This is a genomic window from Micromonospora sp. WMMD723, assembly GCF_049863385.1.
Classification (GTDB): domain Bacteria; phylum Actinomycetota; class Actinomycetes; order Mycobacteriales; family Micromonosporaceae; genus Micromonospora; species Micromonospora wenchangensis.
In genome coordinates this window covers 6,679,333-6,699,117 of record NZ_JBMKNR010000001.1, presented here as the reverse complement: position 1 = coordinate 6,699,117, position 19,785 = coordinate 6,679,333, and the positions used below count along the sequence as shown (strand labels likewise).

General features: G+C 72.2%; 17 protein-coding genes. 12 read left to right on the top strand and 5 right to left on the bottom strand.

The annotated features are described in order from the left end of the window. Positions 1 to 346: 346 nt before the first annotated feature. The 6 genes from ACN261_RS29000 (at position 347) to ACN261_RS28975 (ending at position 7,851) form a co-directional block, all read left to right on the top strand. Positions 347 to 2,392 (top strand): cellulose binding domain-containing protein, encoded by a 2,046-nt coding sequence (locus tag ACN261_RS29000; protein WP_425853224.1) that lies wholly within the window; start codon positions 347 to 349, stop codon positions 2,390 to 2,392. A gap of 347 nt (positions 2,393 to 2,739) precedes the next feature. Then, positions 2,740 to 3,594 carry an ABC transporter permease gene (locus ACN261_RS28995; protein ID WP_421482870.1) on the top strand — a complete coding sequence of 285 codons (855 nt, stop codon included), beginning with the start codon at positions 2,740 to 2,742 and terminating at the stop codon, positions 3,592 to 3,594. Continuing rightward, positions 3,591 to 4,313 carry an ABC transporter ATP-binding protein gene (locus tag ACN261_RS28990; protein WP_421482869.1) on the top strand — a complete coding sequence of 241 codons (723 nt, stop codon included), beginning with the start codon at positions 3,591 to 3,593 and terminating at the stop codon, positions 4,311 to 4,313. The genes ACN261_RS28995 and ACN261_RS28990 overlap by 4 nt, the downstream gene beginning before the upstream one ends. 89 nt (positions 4,314 to 4,402) lie before the next feature. Then, on the top strand, positions 4,403 to 5,416 hold the full coding sequence (locus ACN261_RS28985; protein WP_425853222.1) for an ABC transporter substrate-binding protein: 1,014 nt from the start codon (positions 4,403 to 4,405) through the stop codon (positions 5,414 to 5,416). Positions 5,417 to 5,423: 7 nt separating this feature from the next. Then, entirely contained in the window at positions 5,424 to 6,911 is a 1,488-nt protein-coding gene (locus ACN261_RS28980) for an MFS transporter (protein WP_425853220.1), read from the top strand. 37 nt (positions 6,912 to 6,948) lie between these two features. Then, positions 6,949 to 7,851: an ABC transporter substrate-binding protein gene (locus ACN261_RS28975; RefSeq protein WP_421482866.1), complete on the top strand. Its 903-nt coding sequence runs from the start codon at positions 6,949 to 6,951 to the stop codon at positions 7,849 to 7,851. Positions 7,852 to 7,937: 86 nt separating this feature from the next. On the opposite strand, the gene ACN261_RS28970 is transcribed toward ACN261_RS28975, so the two are convergent. Continuing rightward, complete coding sequence (locus tag ACN261_RS28970) at positions 7,938 to 8,396, bottom strand: MarR family winged helix-turn-helix transcriptional regulator (protein WP_421482865.1); 459 nt, start codon at positions 8,394 to 8,396, stop codon at positions 7,938 to 7,940. A gap of 84 nt (positions 8,397 to 8,480) precedes the next feature. On the opposite strand from ACN261_RS28970, the gene ACN261_RS28965 reads away from it, so the two are divergent. Both ACN261_RS28965 and ACN261_RS28960 read left to right on the top strand, forming a co-directional pair. Beyond that, positions 8,481 to 9,935, top strand: a complete 1,455-nt coding sequence (locus ACN261_RS28965) for a DHA2 family efflux MFS transporter permease subunit (protein ID WP_425853217.1) — start codon at positions 8,481 to 8,483, stop codon at positions 9,933 to 9,935. Between the two features lie 44 nt (positions 9,936 to 9,979). Continuing rightward, positions 9,980 to 10,543, top strand: coding sequence for an NADPH-dependent FMN reductase (locus tag ACN261_RS28960; RefSeq protein ID WP_425853215.1), 564 nt, complete (start codon positions 9,980 to 9,982; stop codon positions 10,541 to 10,543). Positions 10,544 to 10,583: 40 nt separating this feature from the next. On the opposite strand, the gene ACN261_RS28955 is transcribed toward ACN261_RS28960, so the two are convergent. Next, on the bottom strand, positions 10,584 to 12,614 hold the full coding sequence (locus ACN261_RS28955) for a HelD family protein (RefSeq protein WP_425853214.1): 2,031 nt from the start codon (positions 12,612 to 12,614) through the stop codon (positions 10,584 to 10,586). Between the two features lie 584 nt (positions 12,615 to 13,198). Between ACN261_RS28955 and ACN261_RS28950 the strand changes: the two genes are divergently transcribed. Further along, positions 13,199 to 14,242, top strand: a complete 1,044-nt coding sequence (locus ACN261_RS28950; protein WP_421482862.1) for an arabinan endo-1,5-alpha-L-arabinosidase — start codon at positions 13,199 to 13,201, stop codon at positions 14,240 to 14,242. Here ACN261_RS28950 and ACN261_RS28945 read toward each other — a convergent pair. Next, positions 14,236 to 15,252, bottom strand: a complete 1,017-nt coding sequence (locus ACN261_RS28945) for a helix-turn-helix transcriptional regulator (RefSeq protein WP_425853211.1) — start codon at positions 15,250 to 15,252, stop codon at positions 14,236 to 14,238. The two genes, ACN261_RS28950 and ACN261_RS28945, sit on opposite strands and share 7 nt — an antisense overlap. A 54-nt stretch (positions 15,253 to 15,306) precedes the next feature. Between ACN261_RS28945 and ACN261_RS28940 the strand changes: the two genes are divergently transcribed. Then, on the top strand, positions 15,307 to 15,990 hold the full coding sequence (locus ACN261_RS28940) for an alpha/beta fold hydrolase (RefSeq protein WP_425853209.1): 684 nt from the start codon (positions 15,307 to 15,309) through the stop codon (positions 15,988 to 15,990). A 217-nt stretch (positions 15,991 to 16,207) separates the two neighbouring features. Here ACN261_RS28940 and ACN261_RS28935 read toward each other — a convergent pair whose 3' ends face one another. Beyond that, positions 16,208 to 16,942 carry an alpha/beta fold hydrolase gene (locus ACN261_RS28935; RefSeq protein WP_425853207.1) on the bottom strand — a complete coding sequence of 245 codons (735 nt, stop codon included), beginning with the start codon at positions 16,940 to 16,942 and terminating at the stop codon, positions 16,208 to 16,210. Positions 16,943 to 17,106: 164 nt separating this feature from the next. Between ACN261_RS28935 and ACN261_RS28930 the strand changes: the two genes are divergently transcribed. Continuing rightward, positions 17,107 to 17,481, top strand: a complete 375-nt coding sequence (locus ACN261_RS28930; protein ID WP_425853205.1) for a UBP-type zinc finger domain-containing protein — start codon at positions 17,107 to 17,109, stop codon at positions 17,479 to 17,481. A 58-nt stretch (positions 17,482 to 17,539) separates the two neighbouring features. Next, on the top strand, positions 17,540 to 18,076 hold the full coding sequence (locus ACN261_RS28925) for a hypothetical protein (RefSeq protein ID WP_421482856.1): 537 nt from the start codon (positions 17,540 to 17,542) through the stop codon (positions 18,074 to 18,076). A 111-nt stretch (positions 18,077 to 18,187) separates the two neighbouring features. Here ACN261_RS28925 and ACN261_RS28920 read toward each other — a convergent pair whose 3' ends face one another. Then, complete coding sequence (locus ACN261_RS28920) at positions 18,188 to 19,717, bottom strand: RICIN domain-containing protein (protein ID WP_421482855.1); 1,530 nt, start codon at positions 19,715 to 19,717, stop codon at positions 18,188 to 18,190. Positions 19,718 to 19,785 lie beyond the last annotated feature (68 nt).

The following is a 19,785-nucleotide window of genomic DNA, read 5'->3' as shown; positions in this document are numbered from 1 at the left end:
CGGTCCGCTGTGGTTCACCTCGCGGGACCGATCCGGCACCGTCATCAGCTCGGGCGATGGAAAGTTTCTGGCTTCGAGTCCGATACTTTCTATGCGCCAGCCCGCTCGTCATTGACGAACATCCATGTCAAGCGTAGTGTCCGCTGTGGAAATGTTTCTTGGCGGGGCCCATTTGCCGGTTCCGTGTCCCCGTTGCGAGAAAACCGGGCAGCGCGGCGAGCGACATGGAAGGGCCCGTCGGGACCAGTGCGGTCCCGCGCCACGGCCAGCGGTCGCGCCGGTGCCGACCCGCCTGTGGCGGGCGGTCGTCCGGGCGTACCCAATCCATCCCCCGAGAAGGGTCCCCATGAAGAACAGACGCCTCGCGATCTGGGCAACGATCGCTCTCCTCGCCGTCGGCGGTGTCGCGACGGGCGCGGTGGTGGCACCGGTCCACGGTGCGACCGCGGCAGCCGCGAACGACTCGTCAGGTGCGGCCGCCGGCGGCTGCGTCGCCGATCCCGCCCTGCGTGGCGCGACGAAGAGCACGCTCTACACCGTCACGGCGGACGCCACCCCGCTGTTCGTCGAGAAGATGACCAAGTACGCCCCGGAGATGCAGGTGCACTACGCGCACTGCTCGATGGCGGCGGCGGGAACCGCCCAGTTCTCGGTCACCGTCGCGGAGGGCTTCAGCTCGTACACCGTCAGTCCCAAGAGCCGGAAACTCGCCGTCGCCCGCACCGGCAACACGATCAGCTTCACCAGCGGTCCCAACTACCTGATCGTCCAGTTCGACGCCAAGGAACTGCTGTTCGTCCTGATCGACGCGCCCGAGGCGGACGCGCCACAGGTGGGCGACGCCGACGTCAAGAGCCTGGCCGACTACGGCGTCGACAACACCGGGGGGACGCTGGTCACCTCCAAGATCCAGAGCGCGATCAACGCCGCGTCCGGGGCGACCCGGAACATCCTGTACGTGCCGCCGGGCCGGTACCAGGTCGGTGAGCTGTGGATGAAGAGCAACATGACCCTCTACCTGGCCGCCGGAGCGGTCCTCTACGGCTCGAACCAGAAGGCGGACTTCAACACCGGCAGCGGCGGGGTGAACATCGAGGGCATGCAGCACGCCTCGCTGCGGATGTACCAGGTGCGCAACGCCAAGCTGCTGGGCCGTGGGGTCATCGACGGCAACGGCAAGTACCTGCGGGCCCAGGGCATCAACCTGGCCGTGCTGAAGATCGAGGAAAGCTCCGACATCCTGGTCGACGGCGTCACCGTCCGCGACTCCAGCTACTGGAACACCCTCGTCTACCGCAGCGACCGGGTCACCATCAGGAACTACAAGCTGATCAACTGCCGGCCGAACTCGGGGTACAACAACACCGACGGCGTGGACTTCGACGAGTCGACCAACAGCCTGCTGTCCAACGCGTTCCTCTACACGGGCGACGACAACATGGCGACCAAGAACGAGTTCGCCAGCGGCATCGTCAACACCAGGAACGTCGTCCACGAGCACGTCGTCTGCTACAGCAACTCCGCCTGCGCGAAGATCGGCACCAAGACCGAGGGAACGTCGATGGACGGGATCGTCTTCCGCGACATCGACGTGGTGAAGGCGGGACGCTCGATGGTGATCGACGCGGTCGACACCGCCGTCGTGTCCAACACCCGGTGGGAGGACGTCCGGGTCGAACAGACCGACAGCCTGATCGACCTCCAGGAGGACCGTCCGCCGTCCTGGCGGACGGTGAAGAACACCTCGACGATCCGCAACGCCTACTTCACCAACGTCTCGTCGGACGTGAAGAAGGTCGTCAACCTGCACGGGCGGTCCTCGACGGTCAACATCAGCGGTGTTCACTTCACCAACTTCACCGTCCAGGGGCGGCCGGTCACCAGCCAGACCGATGCGGACGCGAGCTGGAACATCAACTCGTACGTCTCGAACATCACCTTCACCACGACGCCGCCGACCACCCCGCCCCCCACGACGCCGCCCCCCACCACCCCGCCCCCGACGACGCCGCCGCCCACCACTCCGCCCCCCACCACTCCGCCCCCGACTACCACGCCGCCGCCGGGTCAGTCCGGTGACTGCGCGGTGGGCTACACGATGAACTCCTGGAACGACGGGTTCACCGCCAGCATCCGCATCACCAACCGTGGCACGTCGGCGATCGACGGGTGGACCCTGGCGTTCACCCTGCCCGCCGGGCAGACGCTCACCAACGGCTGGAACGCCACCTACACCGGCTCCAGCGGTCAGGTCTCCGCCCGCAACGTCTCGTACAACGCGACGCTGGCGGCCGGGGAGTCCACCGACATCGGCTTCCAGGCCACCCACGCCGGCAACACCGGCCGGCCCGCCTCCTTCACCCTCAACGGGGTCAGCTGCGCCGTCTCCTGACCCGACCATTCCACCGGCCGGTGTGGCCGCCTCCCCTCGGGGTCGCGGTCACACCGGCCGTCCGTGTGCACGCGGGTCCCGTCGTCCACCCGGTCTCCCGTCCGGCCCGGTCGCCCCGACGGACGGCCCGGCCGCAAGCCCGACCCGGGACGCCTCCGTCAGGCGACGGTTACCCGTTGCGCCCGGTCGACTACTCCACAAGGTCCCTCCCGTCAGGTGGGACGATATTGCAAGCCTACTAATCCTATCGGCAGGATAGGAAATCGAGAGGCTGGCGTTGACGTGCTGGTCATTCGTCTGCCGGCGTCGAGGACGACGCGGCCCGCGTACCGAAGGATGGGATGTCGATGACCGTCACGCACCCCGTCGGCGTCGAGGAGGTCGTGCTCGGCGGCGGGCGGTCGCCCGCACCGCCGGACCGCCCACCCGTCACCGGCGTCGCCGCGCGCCTCACCCGGCCCCTGCCCGCGCTGCTGCTCGTCGGCCTGCTCGCGGCCGGCTGGCAGCTCATGGCACGCACCTCCGGCAGCGCCCTGATCCCCGGCCTCGGGGAGATCGCCCGCAACCTGGCCGACATCACCACCAGCGGCGCGCTCGCGGAGAACGTCCGGGTCACCCTCACCCGCGTCGTGCTCGGCTTCGCGGCGGCGTTCGTCGTCTCCGTCGCCGCCGGCATCGCGATGGGCCGCAGCGCGTGGCTGCGCCGCTTCCTGGAACCCGCCGTCCTCATCGGACTGGCCACCCCCGGACTGGTCAAGGCCCTGCTGTGCGTCATCTGGTTCGGGGTGAGCCTGCTCAACCCCGTCCTCACCGTCGCGCTCGCGGCAGCGCCCGCGCTGACCATCAACGTCGCCCAGGGCGTCCGCTCGGTCGACCCGGCGCTGAGCGAGATGGCCCACGTCTACCGGTTCGACGCGCTGACCCGACTGCGCTACGTGTGGCTGCCCGCCATCGTCCCCGACCTGTTCACCGGGGCGCGGCTGGGCATCGCGATGGCCTGGAAGGTCATCGTGCTGGTGGAGATATTCGGCCTCGCCGACGGCGTCGGCTACCAGCTCAACCTGGAGTTCTCCCAGCACAACGTGGCCGGGGTGCTCGCCTGGACCGTCGCCTTCGCCCTGGTCATGGCCGCCATCGAGTACGGGCTGCTGCAGACCCTGGAACGCCGGGCGGTGCGCTGGCGGCGGGTGGCCCTGCGATGAGCGTCCGGATCAGCCTCGACGGCGTCGACAAGGCGTTCACCAGCCGGCGCACCGGCGAACGGCAACAGATCTTCCGCGACTTCTCCCTCACCCTCGCCCCCGACGAACTGGTCGCCGTGGTCGGCGGCTCCGGCACCGGCAAGACCACCCTGATGCACCTGATCGCCGGCCTGGAACGCCCCGACGCGGGCACCGTCTCCACCGGCGGCGCACGACCCCGCCTCGGCATGGTGTTCCAGCAGCCCCGGCTGCTGGACTGGACCTCCGTCGAGACCAACGTGCGGCTCGCCGCCACGGCGGCCGGCGTCGACCCCGTCGAGGTCGCCCCGATCCTCGACGCCGTCGGCCTGACCGACTACGCCCGGTCGTACCCGTCGGTGCTCTCCGGCGGGCAACGCCAACGCGTCGCCGTGGCCCGCGCGTTCGTCGTCCGACCCGAGGTGCTGCTGCTCGACGAGCCGTTCAGCGCGCTGGACGAGCTGACCGCCCGCCGCCTGCGGCTGCTGCTGCAACAGCTCTGGCTGCGCACCCCGCGCACCGGCCTGCTGGTCACCCACAACGCGCTGGAGGCGGCGTTCCTCGCCGACCGGGTGGTGGTGCTCGGCGGACGCCCCGCCGAGGTGGTCGGGGAGTACCGCATCGACCGCCCCCGCCCCCGCAGCCCCGAGGACCCCGACCTGTTCGACGTGCACCGCCGCATCGTCGCCGCCCTCACCTGAACCCGCCCCACCCCTCGGCGCGGCCACCGGCCCGCCGCCATCACCCGCGCGCCGGGCACCCACCCCTGAACCACCCGGAAGGAACCCCCGTGTCCACGACACCCCTCACCCGACGCTCCCTGCTGCGCGCCGCCGGGCTTGTCGCCGGCAGTGCCGGCGCGGCCACCCTGCTCAGCGCCTGCGGCGTCGACGACCCGGCCGCCGCCGGCACCCGCAGCGCCAAGGTGCAGCCCCGCAGCCCCGGCACGGCGGGGGCGATCCGCGATTCGGTGGCCGAGCAGTTCGGCCTGGAGGCCAAGCACGGGCTCCACCTCGACCGCAAGGCCGGCGGCGGCCCCGGCGCGGGACAGGAACAGCTGCTCACCGGCGTGCTCGACATCTACGCCTTCGGCCCGCTGGGCGCGACCGAGGTGAACACCAGCGGCCACGACGTGGTCATCGTCGGGCCGTCGCTGTGGAACCACGGCCGCTGGATCGTCCCCGCCGACAGCCCCTACCAGAGCATCGCCGACCTCAAGGGCAGGAAGGTCGGCGTGCAGCCGCCCAGCAGCGACACCTACCGGGCGGCGGCGCTGGCCGCAGCCGTCAACGGCATCCGCTTCGACCGCGAGTTCAAGCTGTTCACCGGGCAGCCCATCGCCAACCTCGCCCTGTACGAACGCGGCGACCTCGACGCGATCATCGCCATCGAACCCAACGCCACCCGCCTCGTCGGCTCCGGCAACCGGCAACTCGCCTCCGTCGACGAACTGTGGCGCACCGGCACCGGCGACAGCAGCCCGCTGTTCCTCAACGGCACCGCCGTACGCCGCGACTGGCTGGCCGCCAACCGGGAGACCGCCAGGGCGTACGTCGACTTCACCCTGGAGGCCTGGCGACTGGTCAAGAAGGACCCGACCCTGATCGGGAGGTACCACGCCGACTACGGCGTCCCCGCCACCGAGAAGAAGGCCATCGAACTGCTGCCGGAACGGCTCGCCCCGGTCTACGCCGACGTGTGGGACGACACCGTCTTCGCCAACCTGGAGAAGCAGATCGACCTGGCCGTCGAGGTCGGCGTGCTGAAGAAGCGGGCCGCCAAGCCGGTGTACGAGAAGCTCTGAGCCGGCGATGTCCCTGCCCCGGCGCAGCCGCGCCGCCCTGCTCGTGTGCTGCGGGACGCTGTTCCTCGGCGTCCTCGACGGCGCGGCGTTGAACCTGGCCCTGCCGTCGGTGCACCGCGAACTGCGACTGGGCACGACCGAGTTGCAGTGGGTGGCGACCAGCAACGCCCTGGTGCGGGCCAGCCTCACCCTGCTCTGCGGGGCGGTCGCCGACCGGTACGGGCGGCGGCGGACGTTCCGGGTCGGGCTGCTGGTGTTCGCGGCGGGATCGGTGCTGTGCGGGGCGGCCCCGCACGCGCCCGCCCTGATCGCCGCCCGGGGCGTGCAGGGCGTCGGGGGAGCGTTGATGGCCCCGCCCGCCCTCGCCCTCATCGCCAACCTGTTCCCCGACGCGGTACGACGCGGCCGGGCGCTGGGCACCTGGAGCGCGACGGCCGGAGTGTCGGCCGCCTGCGGGCCCCTGGTCGGCGGGGTGCTGGTGCAGGCCGCCGGCTGGCGCAGCCTGTTCGCCGTGAGCGTCGGGGGCGCGGCGCTGCTGTACCTGGGCACCCGGCTGCTGCCGCCGGGTCTCGTCGACGGCCCACCCCGCCGCCTCGACGCGCTGGGCAACACCCTGGCCGCCCTGGTCCTGGTGGGCTTCACGTTCGCGCTGATCGACGGCCCCAGCCGGGGCTGGCTGACCGGCCCGGTCCTGGTCGCGCTGGCCGTGGCGGTCGCCGCCGCCGTCGGCTACCTGCCGGCGGCCCGCCGCCGCCCCGACCCGGTGCTCGACCCGCGCCACCTGACGGTCCCCGCACTGCGCGGCGCGGTGCTCACCGCGGTCGTGGCCTACCTGACGCTTGGCGGTTTCAACTTCGTCAACACCTTCTACCTTCAACAGGTCTGCGGGTTCAGCCCGCTGGCCACCGGACTGCTCACCCTGCCCACCACCCTCGGCACACTGGTGCTCGCCAACGTCTCCGGCCGGATCGTCGGCCGGCACGGCGGCCGACTGCCCGCCACCGTCGGGCACCTGTCGTTCGTGGCGTCGATGACCCTGCTCGCCCTGACCGTCACCACCGACGCCGGCCTGGCCCCGCTGCTCGTCGGCTACCTCCTGCTCGGCGCCGGCATGGGCCTGGTCAACCCGCCGGCCACCAACACCGCCGTGAACAGCCTGCCCCGCGACCGGGCCGGGGTGGCCAGCGCCATCACCAGCGCCTCCCGCCAGATCGGCACCAACCTCGGCGTCGCCGTCCTCGGGGCGGTGGTGGTGTCGGTGCTGGCCCTGACCGGCCAGCCCACCGACGACGCCGCCCGGGTCGCCGCCGAGGCGCCCGACGACTTCACCACCGCCCTGCGCGTCGCGTACGGGCTCGTCGCGGTCACCGCCGCGTCCTGCGCGTACGCGACGTGGCGGCTGTTCCGACCCCCGTCCGACCCGACCCCGGAAGGGGAGGTGGTGGGGACCGGGGACACCTCGACGGCAGCACCGACCGCCACACCCGCCCGATAACCCACAGCACGACACCAGCACAGAAAGGACCACCACGGTGGCACTCACGAAGGTCAAAAGCGTCCGCAGCGGCGCCATCTTCACCCTGCCGTACCTCGTCGGCCTGGAGCACGGCTACTTCGCCGAGGAGGGCATCGACCTGGAACTGGTCGCCCCCGGCTCGTACGACGCGGTGCTCAAGCCGATCGAGGAACACGAGCTGGTCAGCTCGTTCGGTGGCATCTCCAAGCCGTTCGAGAGCGGCGACGTCTCCCTCTACCGGGCCTGCGAGTGGGGGCAGATCCGCCGCTCCCACGACAGCGGGCGCGGCGGCCAGATCATCGCCAAGCGGGCCTCGGTGGCCAGCCAGGCGATCTTCGTACGGCCCGACTCCGGCATCAAGCACCCGCAGGGCCTGGCCGGCAGGACCGTCGGCGTCAACTTCCACCACGGCTCGCACTACCTGGCCATCCAGTCCCTGGAGGGCTTCCTGGACCCCGACGAGATCAAGGTGGTGCACGCCGGCGGACCGGCCGAACGGTTCCGCAAGCTGCGCGACGGCGAGATCGACGCGGTGGCGCTGATGGAGCCGTGGACCACCGCCGCCGAGAAGCTCGGCTACGTGCTGATCACCGAGGCGTTCTACGTCGGCTCGGAGATCGCCAGCGCCGACGTCGACCCGGCGACCTTCGCCGCCGTCGACCGGGCCGTCCGCCGGGCCGTTGCGAAGATCAACGAGGACATCCGGCCGTACCTGCACCACTTCGTCGCCGAGGTGCCCGAGGACCTGGTGAAGCTGGAGCCGGCGGACTTCCGGCTGGGCCGGTTGCGCTACGTCGACCCGCAGCCGTACCCGGAGGCCGAGTTCGAGCGCACCTACCGGTGGATGGTGAAGTGGGGCCTGATCGCTCCCGAGTCGACGTTCACCTCCATCGTGGACAACCGGGTCGTCACGGTCTGACCCGGCTCGGGGCCGGCCCGGTCGACGACGGCCGGGCCGGCCCTTGGCTGCCTGCTCGGCGGGGCCGGCCCGTCGGTCGCCTCCGGTCAGCCCGGCGGCAGGTCGACCAGGCGGTGCAGGAGGCGGCGCAGCCGGGCGCGTTCGGCCGGGGTGAATCCGTTGAGCAGTTCGTCCTGGGCGGCGTCGACCAGGGCGTCCAGCTCGCGCATCCGGGCGGTTCCGGCGGCGGTTATGTGGACGACGTTGCGTCGGCGGTCCGCCGGGTCCGGCTCGCGGCGCAGCAGCCCCTCGGCCGCCATCGCGTTGAGGGTGTCGACGGCGTCGCCCCGGTCGATGCCGAGCCGGCGGCACAGGTCCGCCTGGCTGATGCCGCCGAACTCGTCGAGCGCGGCGAGGATGGCGTACCGCATCCGGTCGGCGGGCCGGTCCAGGTGCCGGGTGACGACCCGGTTGGCGCGGGCGGCCGCGTGGTGGAGCAGCCAGCTGGTCAGCCGCGGCAGCCGGGCCGGCGGCGCTCCCGGTGTCGGTTCGCTGCGCTCTGTCACCCACCCAGTGTACCTAAACGTTGGACCTCCAACGACTTTACCGATATCGTTGGAGGTCCAACAATTCTCGGGTCGGGGGTGGCGATGACGGCAGCCGGCGGGAACGCCGACCCGGCCGCCACGACGGGACGTGTCCCCACCACCGCCGTGCCGGCCTCGGTGTGGTGGCTCGCGGCCGTCCTCGCCTCGGGCTCGGTGCTCACCGGCATCGACACCTCGCTGGTCAACGTCGGCATCGAGGTCATCGGGCGCGACCTGGGTGCCTCGTTGACCGAGGCGCAATGGATCAACAGCGGCTACCTGCTGGCACTCGCCGCGACACTGCCGGTCTGCGGCTGGCTCAGCCGGCGGATCGGGCCCGGTCGGCTCTGGCTATGGTCGCTGGCCGGGTTCACGCTCACCTCCGCATCGTGCGCACTCGCCCGCAGCGCCGACACGCTCATCGTCGCCCGGGTGCTCCAGGGGCTCACCGGCGGACTGCTCATCCCCGCCGGAATGGCCATCCTCGGCCAGGCCGCCGGCCGGGAGCGGATGGGTCGGGTCATCGCCGTCGCCAGCGTCCCGTCGATCCTGGCCCCGGCCTTCGGGCCGATCATCGGCGCCCTGCTCGTCGACAACCTCTCCTGGCACTGGATGTTCCTGGTCAACGTGCCGATCGGGATCGCCGGACTGCTGCTGGCCCTGCGGGTGGTCCCACGCGGCGAGGCCGGCCGGGCCGGCCGGCTCGACCTGCCGGCCCTGCTGCTGGTCGCCCTCGGGCTGCCGTTGCTCACCTACGCCGTCACCCGGGCGATGGACCACGGCGAGCTGCTCGCGCCGCCGGTGCTGGTGCCCCTGGTGGCCGCGCTCGTCGCGTTGGCGCTCTTCGCCCACCGGTCGTTGCGCGCCGACGAGCCGTTGATGGACCTACGCCTGGCCCGGGACCCCGTCTACGCCGCCGCGGCGGGCACCATCGTCTTCTCCGGTGCCGCCCTGTTCGGCGGGCTGATCGTGATGCCGCTCTACTTCCAACTCGGGATGGGCCGGGGCATCGTCGAGGCCGGGCTGCTGCTGATGGCGTTCAGCCTCGGTGCCGCGGTGACCTTTCCCCTCGCCGGCCGGTCGGCCGACGAGCACGGTGGCGGCGTCGTGGCCCTGGTCGGCCTGTTGGTCGTCGTGGTCGGCACGATTCCGATGACACTGCTGCCGGCCGATCCGGACCTGGTGCTCGTCGAGGCACTCCAGGTCGTCCGGGGTGTCGGTCTGGCGCTGGCCGGATCACCCGTCGTCTCCGCCGCGCTGGCCCGGGTGCGGCCCGACCAGATGTCGGACGCCAGTTCGCAGGTGAACACCCTGTCCCGGGTCGGCGGTGCGCTCGGCAGCGCGCTGTGCGCGGTGGTGCTTGCCGGCGCGCTGGCCGACGCCGGCTCCGACGCCGAGGTCGCCGCGGCCTTCCGGGTCACCTTCCGGTGGCTGACCGGCATGGCGCTGGTCGCCCTCGTCCTCGCCGCCCGGCTGCACCGGGCGCAACGACGCGCCCGACGTGCACAGGCCCGGTGACCGGGACACCACCGAGCACATCCCACCGATCAGGAGGTCATCTCATGCGTACCGCCATCATCATCGGCAGCACCCGACCGGGACGACGGGGCGCGGCGGTGGCCCGCTGGGTCCACCGGCTGGCCGCCGAGCGGGACGACGCGGTCTACGAGGTCGTCGACCTGGCCGACCACGACCTGCCGCACCTCGACGAGCCGGTCCCGGCGGCCATGGGGCCCGAGCACTACACCGCCGCGCACACCCGCCGCTGGGCCGAGACCGTCGCGTCCTACGACGGGTACGTCTTCGTCACGCCGGAGTACAACCACTCCTGTCCCGGGGTGCTGAAGAACGCGATCGACTACCTCTACACCGAGTGGCACCACAAGTCGGCGGGTTTCGTCGGGTACGGCCTCAACGGCGGCGTCCGGGCCGTCGAGCACCTGCGGCTGGTGCTGGCCGAAGTGCACGTCGCCGACGTCCGCGACCAGGTCGGCCTGCACTGCTTCGCCGAGTTCGACGCCGACGGCGAGGTGCGGCCCACCGGCAACCAGGTGGACGTCCTGCACCGGATGCTCGACGAGGTGACGGCCTGGGGCGGTGCGCTGGCCACGGTGCGTCGGCGGTGACCGGCCGCCGGCGGGACGGCGGCGCATCCGCGGGCACCCGCTACGCGAGAACCAGCTGTCCGAGTTCCTGGGTGCATCGGGTGAGCGCGACGTAGAGGCCGTTCCAACCGCGCGGCCCGGCGGCGATGCCCTGGGGGTCGACGAGGAGCGTCGCATCCCATTCCAGTCCCTTGGCCTGGACCGCGGTGAGCACCGGTACGTCACCCGGTACGGCGTGGAGTTCGGCGATGCGGTCGGCGGGAGCGATGACGCCCACCGTGCCGCCGTGCCACCGTTGCTGCAACTGCCGTACGGCCCGGGCAGCGGTGGCGGCGAGTTCCGCCGGGGCGACCGTGCGCACCCAGGGCTCGATGCCGCAGGAACGCACCGCCCGGGGCGGGGAGTTGTGGCTGCCGGCCTGCTTCAGGACGGGCCCGGTGAGGTCCATGACCTCGCGCGGGGTGCGGTAACAGATGGTGAGTTCCGCCGCGGTCCACCGCTCGCCGAAAGCTGCCCCTACCGCCTGCGCCCAGGTGGTGTGCCGGTGCGCCGCCTCCGTCTGATCGATGTCGCCCACCGCCGTGACGGATCGACTGGGACAACGCCGCAGCACCATCTGCCACTGCATCTCGGACAGTTCCTGCGCCTCGTCGATGACGACGTGGCCGTACACCCAGCCGCGCTGCCGGCGGGCGTGGTCGGCGACGAACTCACCCTGCGGTGGCGGGGCCTCGGTTTCGCCCAGCAGGTCGGCGACGGCGTCGAGCAGGGGGATGTCGCTCGGAGCCCACGGTGCGGCGGGCTCGGTCGATACGGCGGTGATCTCCGTTGCGGACAACCGGGGAACGAAGCGGGCGAGCAGGGCGGGGTCGGTCAGGAGACCTCTCACCAGCTCTTCGGCGTCGAGGGTGGGCCACCAGGCCTCGACGAACCGGGCGATGGTCGCGTTCTCCCCGATCCGACCACGGAGAATGTCGATCTCCTCCTCGGAGAGCAGCCCGTCGACGTCACTGCCGGTCGGCCCACCTCCGGGCCGGTGGTCCTGCTCCATGCTCCGGTCGACGCGGGCGAGGATGTCCTCGAAGCCCTCCTCCATCGCGTGCATCAGCGCCTCGCGTCGATCGACGACGGCTTCGGTCAGGAGGTGGTGCAGCTGCTCGGCGCACGCCTCGCGGGCCCGGTGATAGGGGCGTCCCCGCACCGAGGCGAGTATCTGGGCGACGGTCCCGGCGGGAATGACGTAGAACTCGCCCTCCCAGCGCAGCTTCAATTCACGGGGCCGGGGGAACAGCGAGCCGACGTAGTTCTCGAGCGCGGCCTGCCACAGGGCGCGGCCCTTGATCTCGGCGAGAGTGCGGCTCTCGTCGCGGCCCACGCGGATGTCGGGCAGCAGGGTGTCGCAGGTCGCCGAGACGACGGCGGTCTCACCGAGCGCCGGCAGCACCTGGGCGATGTACTGGAGGAAGCGCGGGGAGGGACCGAGGACCAGGACCGCCTGGTCGGCCATTGTCGAGTGGGCGAACAGCAGATAGGCGACGCGGTGCAGGGCCACCACCGTCTTGCCGGTGCCGGGACCGCCCTGCACGATCAGCGGGCCGGTCGCCTCCGCCCGGATGATGTCGTCCTGTTCGCGTTGCAGCGTGGAGATCGCCGCCGACATGTGACCGGTGCGCCGCTGGTCCAGGGCGGCCAGCAGCGCGCCCTCACCGACGAGTTCCGCTGTCATGGTCCCGTCCAGCGGCTCGTCGTCCACCCCGACGACCACCGGTCCCGTCGTACGGATGTGCCGACGCCGTGCCTGCCCCTGCGGGTCGACAGCCGTCGCCGTGTAGAACGGCCGGGCCGCGGGAGCGCGCCAGTCCAGCAGCAGCGGCTCACCGTCCTCGTCGTCGCTGCGCAGGCCGACCCGGCCCACGTGTCGCACGGTGCCGTCAAGACCGTCGAGGCGGCCGAAGACCAACCGTTCCTGCGCCCGCCGCAGCTGCTCGTACTGCTGGCGGAGCATGCGCAGCCGCGCCCGTTCCAACACGTCCAGGGCAGCTGAGGAAAGCTCTGCCCGCAGGTGGTCGACGAGAGCGTCGCGCCTGGCCATGGCCGAGTCGAGAAACTCCTGTTCCTCGGCGACCGCGGATCGGCGCGCGGCGTCCGCTGCGGGGGAGGTTGACGTTCCACTGCGGGTAATTGCTGTGGTGACGTCAGTGATGCCATTGTCCAGAGCAGATTTCCGACGCATTCGCAGATCCTCGGACTGGTGCTTTCTCCTGCCACCCGACCGGCCGCAGGTATTCCGGCGACAAGCATAGGGTCGCTTTCTCCTCGTCGTGCCCCGATGCTGTCGACGGAGATGAGCGTCTCAATAGCTCGCAGTTCCTTGCCGATCGTGGCCCTGTCCCATCGTGGTGGGTCGTGCCGCCCCTTCCGGGGCGGACATCGGTGGCAAGCTCGCTGCGTGGGCGGGCGTCGACACCGTGGTGCGGGGCCCGCCGGGCCGGTTCGTCGCGACCCCATCGGCGCGGGCCGCCCGGGAGCGTCGGCGGGTGGGGAGGGTAGCGCCAGACGTTGACATGCCTCGATGTGTGCGTTAGCTTCGGGGAAAACACGAATGCAATGATCCCGACATTTTTGTCGATGTCGCGTCGGCATCACGCTGCCCGACGCCCGACCCAGGGAACTGTCGTGACCACTTCGCTCGGCTCCGTACAGAATGCGTCCACCCTCCGCCGGCTGGCGTCCGTCTGCCTGTCGGTCGTGCTGATGGCCGCCGGCATCGCCGGAGGATCACCGTCGGCGTCGACGGCCGCGCCCCGGGTGGCGGCGACCCCCACCACGCCACCCGCGTCCTACCCCGGCCCGGGCCGGGTCACCGGGGACGTCGGGGTGCACGACCCGACGATCGCGATCCGCCCCGGTGGCGGCTACCTGCTGGCGCACACCGGCGACAACATCGCGCTCAAGACCTCCAGTGACCGGATCGCGTTCCGCAACGCGGGAACGGTGTTCCCCGGCGGCGCACCGTGGACGACGACGTACACCGGGGGCAGCCGTAACCTGTGGGCACCGGACCTGACCTACCGCGACGGCCGGTACTGGCTGTACTACTCCGCCTCCACGTTCGGCTCCAACCGGTCGGCGATCTTCCTGGCCACCAGCACCACCGGCGCGTCGGGCAGTTGGACCAACCAGGGCCTGGTGATCGAGTCCCGCACGTCCGACAACTTCAACGCCATCGACCCGAACCTGGTGGTCGACGCCACCGGCAGGTGGTGGCTCAGCTTCGGGTCGTTCTGGTCCGGCATCAAGATGGTGGCGCTGAACCCGGCCACCGGGAAACGCTCCGACACGACCGTGCACAGCATCGCGGGACGCAACGGCGGCGCCATCGAGGCCCCGGTGATCGTCCGGCACGGCAACTACTACTACCTGTGGGTGTCGTTCGACCGCTGCTGCCAGGGTGCGGCGAGCACCTACCGGGTCATGGTGGGCAGGTCCACCTCGGTCACCGGCCCGTACGTCGACCGCAACGGGGTGGCGATGACCGCCGGCGGTGGCACCCAGGTGCTCGCCGGGCACGGCAGCATCCACGGACCCGGGCACCAGGCGGTGTTCACCGACACCGACGCCGAGGTCCTCGTCTACCACTACTACGCCGACAACGGCACGTCGCTGCTCGGCATCAACCTGCTCGGCTACGACACCGCCGGCTGGCCGTTCGTCTACTGACCGGGGCAGGGCTGCGACGAGATGTCGCCGTCCGCCCGCCGCACCGCCGCCGGGACGGCGTCCGCCACGGCGGCGGTGAGGCGGGCGGCGAGCGCGGCCACCGCGGCCCGCAGTTCGGGCCCCTCCTCGACGGTGAACCCGAACGGGACGGCGGCCAGCCACTCCCCGGCGTACATCCGGGTGTTGGTGGTGCTGCCGGTGAGCACGCAGCGCTCACCGGCGGGCTCCAGCCGGCCCATCGTGGGCCCGACCCAGGGGGCCACCCGTTCGTAGGGCTCGTGGAACACCACCCGGGTCGGGTACTTCCACCCGGAGCCGAGGTGCGCCTCCAGGGTGGCGACGGGGTCGAGGTCGGCGGGTGGGGTGAACGGCTGCGGCAGGTGCCGCACCGCCCCGATCCGGTCGATCCGGTACGTGCGGACCGCGTCCGCCCGGTGCGAGTGGCACAGCAGGTACCAGCGGCCGTGACGCACCACCACCGCCCACGGATCGACCTCGGCCTCCCACGACGTACCGCTCTCGGTGGTGTAGCCGACGGCCACCCGGCGACGGTCGGCCACGGCCGTGACCAGCGCGCTCGTCGTGATCGGGTCGGCGTGCACCGCCCGCCGGTCGGCGGCGGCCGCCGCGTACGTGCGCAGCGCCGCCGCCTGCCGTCCGACGCTGTCGGGCAGCGCCCGGATGAGTTTGCTCAACGCGGCACCGACCAGCCCGTCGGCGTCGCTCGCGGCCGGTCGCCCGTCGAGCACGGCCATCACCAGGCCGAGGACCTGCTCCTGGGTGAACACGACGGCCGGCAGCCGCGCGCCCCGGCCGAGCCGGTAACCCCCGTAGGGCCCCCGGACGGACTCGACCGGGATGCCGGCCTCCCGGAGGACCCCGACGTAGCGGCGCGCGGCCCGCTCGGTCACGCCGAGGCCCGCGGCGAGCTGGGCGGCCGTAGTGCCGGGTCGGTCGCGCAGGATGTCGAGCGTCCGCAGGGCGCGGGCGGTGGGGCTGACGTTCTCCACGCCACGGACGGTACCGGAAGGAAAACGTCCGGAACCGGCTCTAGGTTGACCCCTATGACGGATGAACGGATCGTCCTCGTCGGTGGTCTCTGGCTCGACGCCCCGGTGTGGGACGGCGTGGTGGCCGAACTGGCGACGCGCGGCCGGCACGCGGTGGCGGTACGCCTGCCCGGCCAGGGGGACGGGAACACCACGGCGACGCTCGACGACCAGATCGACGCGGTGCTGGCCGCCGTCGACGCGGCACCGGGCGGGTCGGTGGTGGTGGGGCACTCGGCCGCCTGCTCCCTGGCCTGGCTGGCCGCCGACGCCCGGCCCTCGACGGTGCGCAGGGTCGTGCTGATCGGCGGGTTCCCACCTGCCGACGGGGACTCCTACGCCGACTTCTTCCCGATCGAGGACGGCGTGATGCCCTTCCCCGGCTGGGCGCCCTTCGAGGGCCCGGACGCGGCCGACCTCGACGACCGGGCCCGGCGGGAGTTCGCCGCCGCCGCCGTCCCGGTGCCCGAGCGGGTCGCCCGGGGGACCGTCCGGCTGACCGACACCCGGCGCTACGAGGTGCCGGTCGTGCTGGTCTGCCCCGAGTTCTCCCCGGCCCAGGCGCAGGCCCTGATCGACGCCGGTGACCTGCCGGAACTCGCCAAGGCCCGGCACGTCGACCTGGTCGACATCGACTCCGGGCACTGGCCGATGCTCAGCCGGCCGGTCGAACTGGCCGGCCTCCTGGCCGGCCTCTGACGGGTCCGGCGCGCACCCGGCGGACCCTGCCGGCGCGACGGTGACCCGGCGGTACCGGGCGACGGTGAACGGGGGCGCACCGGTGCGGTCGGGTGACCGGTGCCCGGTGGGGCGCGCGGGAGCACCGCCGGGGCCGGCCCGCCCGGGGTCGCCGGCGTCGGTCGGCGGCCCCGCAGCGGCACCCCGTGGCGTGCCACCGGGCCGGCCGGTCGGGTGGTCAGGGCGTGGTGGTCGCCCCGGCGGCCTCGCGGATGAGGTCGACCAGCATGCCCGCCTCCGGGATGGCCACGGTGTGCGAACCGCCGGGCACCTCCACCGTCCGCCGGGAGCCGGCCCGCTCGGCCATGAACCGGTGGGCCGCCACCGGGATGTTGAGATCCTCGCTGCCGAACAGGAACCAGGACGGCAGCGACCGCCAGGCCGGCTCCCCGGACGGCTCGCCCAGCGCCGCCTCGGTGATCGGCCGCTGGGTCACCGCCATCACCGCGGCCTGCGCCGCCGTCGAGTCGGCGGCGAACTGCTGGTGGTAGCGGTCCTGCCGGATGTAGAGGTCGGTCGCCCCGTCGGGCAGCGTCACCGGGGCCAGCGTGTCGCCCAGGGTGCTGCCGGGGAACCGGCCGGCCAGGTCGGCGGCGCTCTCCCCGGCCAGGGGCGCGAACGCCCCGACGTAGACCAGCGCGGTGACGCCCGTGCCCGCCACCGGCACGTTGGAGATCACCATGCCGCCGTAGGAGTGGCCCACGAGCAGCACCGGCCCGTCGATCCCGGTGAGCACGGCGCGCAGGTAGTCGGCGTCGTGCCGGACACCGCGCAGCGGGTTGGCCACCGCCACCGCGGGACAGCCGTTGTCGACCAGGGCGGCGATCACCCCCGCCCAGCTCGCCGATTCGGCGAACGCGCCGTGGACGAGGACGACCGTCGGGGTGCCGGGCCGTGCGGTGGTGAGGGACATTGCCGGGTACCTCCGGACAGTGGCGTGGATGTCCGTTCCATTCTGCTGTCGTCGCCGCACCACGTCGTGCCCCGGGCGGCCGGCTCACCCGGCCGGGGTAACCGGGGCGGGCCGTCACGGCGACGGTCCGGGTACCGTGGCCGGCGAGTCGAGAGGAACGCCGCGTGCAGGATCAACCCGAGCCGCTCACCGCGACCACGGTGGGGATCAATCCGGCCACCCCGCCCAGCGGGACCGGCTGCGTCGAGTGCGAGTCGTCCGGCGGATGGTGGTTCCACCTGCGCCGCTGCGCGGCCTGCGGCCACGTCGGCTGCTGCGACTCGTCGCCGGGCCAGCACGCCACGGCGCACGCCACCGGCGAGGGGCATCCGGTGGTGCAGAGCTTCGAACCCGGCGAGGACTGGTTCTGGGACTACCCGGCCGACCGGTTCCACCCGCACGGCCCGGAGCTGGCCCCGCCGCAGTCGCGTCCGTCCGACCAGCCGGCCCCCGGCCCCGAGGGCCGGGTACCGGAGGACTGGAAGCGTCGACTGCACTGACGGGCACGCCGGCGGGACGGCCCGTTTAGCCCGGTGACCTGCCGGGCAGGTCACTGCGGTGACCGCCGCCGACGAACCGCACACCATCGAGTTCCGGCGCTCCCGCAGGCGTCAGGTCGCCGTCCTGGCGGCGGGCCTGCCGACGGCGGTGCTGGTGGTGGCGGTGGTCAACCTGGCCACCGGTGACCCGTGGTGGGACGGGCTGTGGATCGCGGCGTGGATCCTGGCCTTCGGGCTCCTGCGCGGGGCGGCCCGTCCGTCGTCCACCGGTCACCAGCCCCGGCTGCCGCTGCGGCTCACCGCGGACCATATCGAGGTGACCGGGCCGGGGGAGCGCACCCTGGTCATCGGGTGGTCGAACGTCGCCCGCGCGGAGATCACGGGGCGGCTGTACCCGGTCCTGGTGGTCGAGCCGGCCGACCCGGACCGGACCGTCCCCCCGCTGGCCCGGTGGGAGTGGGCGGTCGCCGGGCAGAGCCGGCCGTACGAGATCCGGGTTCCACTGGTCTACCTGAGCCCCGGCCGTGACCGGCTGCGGCGCGAGCTGTCCCGTCGCCTGCCCGGCCCCGCCGCCGGCAGCCGGCCCGCCCCGTAGGGCCTGCCCCCGCGATCGCGGATCACCCGTCCACGGGAGACCCGACACCCGGCCACCGCACCGACCGCTCGGGTGCGCGGGTCGGTGCGGCGGCCGGGTCGGGGCGGGGCGTCAGACGGCAGTGCGGGACCACTGCTGGTTGGCGCCGGTGTTGCAGGTGTACTGCTTGAGCACCTGGCCGTCGGCGGTCGACGAGGCCGGCACGTCCACGCACTTGTTGCTGTGCCGGGCCCGCAGTTGGAAGTAGCTGCCGTTGGTGACCATCTGGAACTGCTGGTTGGTGCCGCTGCCGCAGGTGTACTGGATGAGTTCGGCACCGTCGGCGGTGGAGGCGCTGGTCACGTCGAGGCACTTTCCGCTGTGCCGGCTGACGATGCGCCAGTAGCCGCTGCCCGCGTCGACGAACTGCCACTGCTGCCAGGCGTTGCCGGCGTAGGTGTACTGGCCGACCCGCGCGCCGTTGTCGGTGTTCGGCTGCTGGACGTCCATCGCCTTGCCGCTGTGCCGCACGGTGAGCCGGTAGTACGTTCCGGTGCTCGGGGGCGGCGTGGTGGGGCCGTCGCCGACGGTGTCGCCCCACCCGTAGCGGACCCGGTCGGCCCCGGAGGGGTTGCGGATGCTCAGGTTGAGGTCGGTGCCGCTGCCGCTGAGCGCGTACATCGAGTACCAGTCGTAGCCGATGGTGCCGGGCTTGCCGCCGAGGGCGGGCCAGTAGGTGCCGCCCATCTGGTTGTCCCGCATCACCTGGGCCATGGCCCGGATGTGCCGGACGAAGTTGTCGGTGCTGTTGGCGTCGGCGTAGTTGCGGCCGTCGTTCATCGGCGCGCCCCACTCGGTGGCGACGGCGCGGGAGGCGCAGTTGCCCAGGCGGGTCTGGATGTGGCTGCGGAAGGCGTCGTAGCTCATCTCGCCGTAGAAGAACGCGTAGTGGTGGAAGGAGAGCAGCGTCGCGTTGAACCGGCTGTCGTTGCAGACGTCCCGCAGGTCCTGGCTGAAGCCGGTGCCGCCGATGAGCACCCGGCCGGGCACCGCCGAGGGGTGGGAGCTGAGCCAGTTCGCCGCGACGTTGCGCCAGTCCGCCGAGCTGTAACCGTGCGGCTCGTTCATCGGTTCGAAGTAGACGTTGGGGTTGGTGCCGTACGTGTTGGTCACCGTGGACCACATCGCGTTCCAGGCGGCGAGGTTGGTGATCCGGCCACCGGAGGCGGCGCCGTCCTCCCAGTACGCCAGGATGACCTTGAATCCGCGGGCGGTGGCGGCGTCGATGGCTCCCCGGTACGCCTCCCACCACGCCGTCCCGACGGTGTGCGTGTTGATCGGCAGCCGGACGGTGTTGACCCCCATGGTGGCGGCCATGTCGTCGTAGAGGGCGTTGGCCTTGGCCCGAACCGTCGCGTTGCTGTCGGAGGCGCTGAGGCCCTGCACGACGAGCGGGCCGGTGCTGAAGTTGTCGCCCAGGACGGCCCAGTTCATGCCACGGAACCCGCTGGTGGCGGCGGTGGCCGGGGACGACACGACGACCGCGCCGCCGACCATCGCGGTCGCCACGGCGGCCAGCGTGACCAGCAGCCGGCGGAGCGGACGGTGTCGCCGCGACGCCGCTGAGGGCGACGTGATCCGGGTCGGGGAGTGGTCGGTCACGTGATCGGGCCTCTCTGGTCGGGACATCGCGCCGAGATCGCTGTTAGCGCTAACATTGGTGCGTCGCG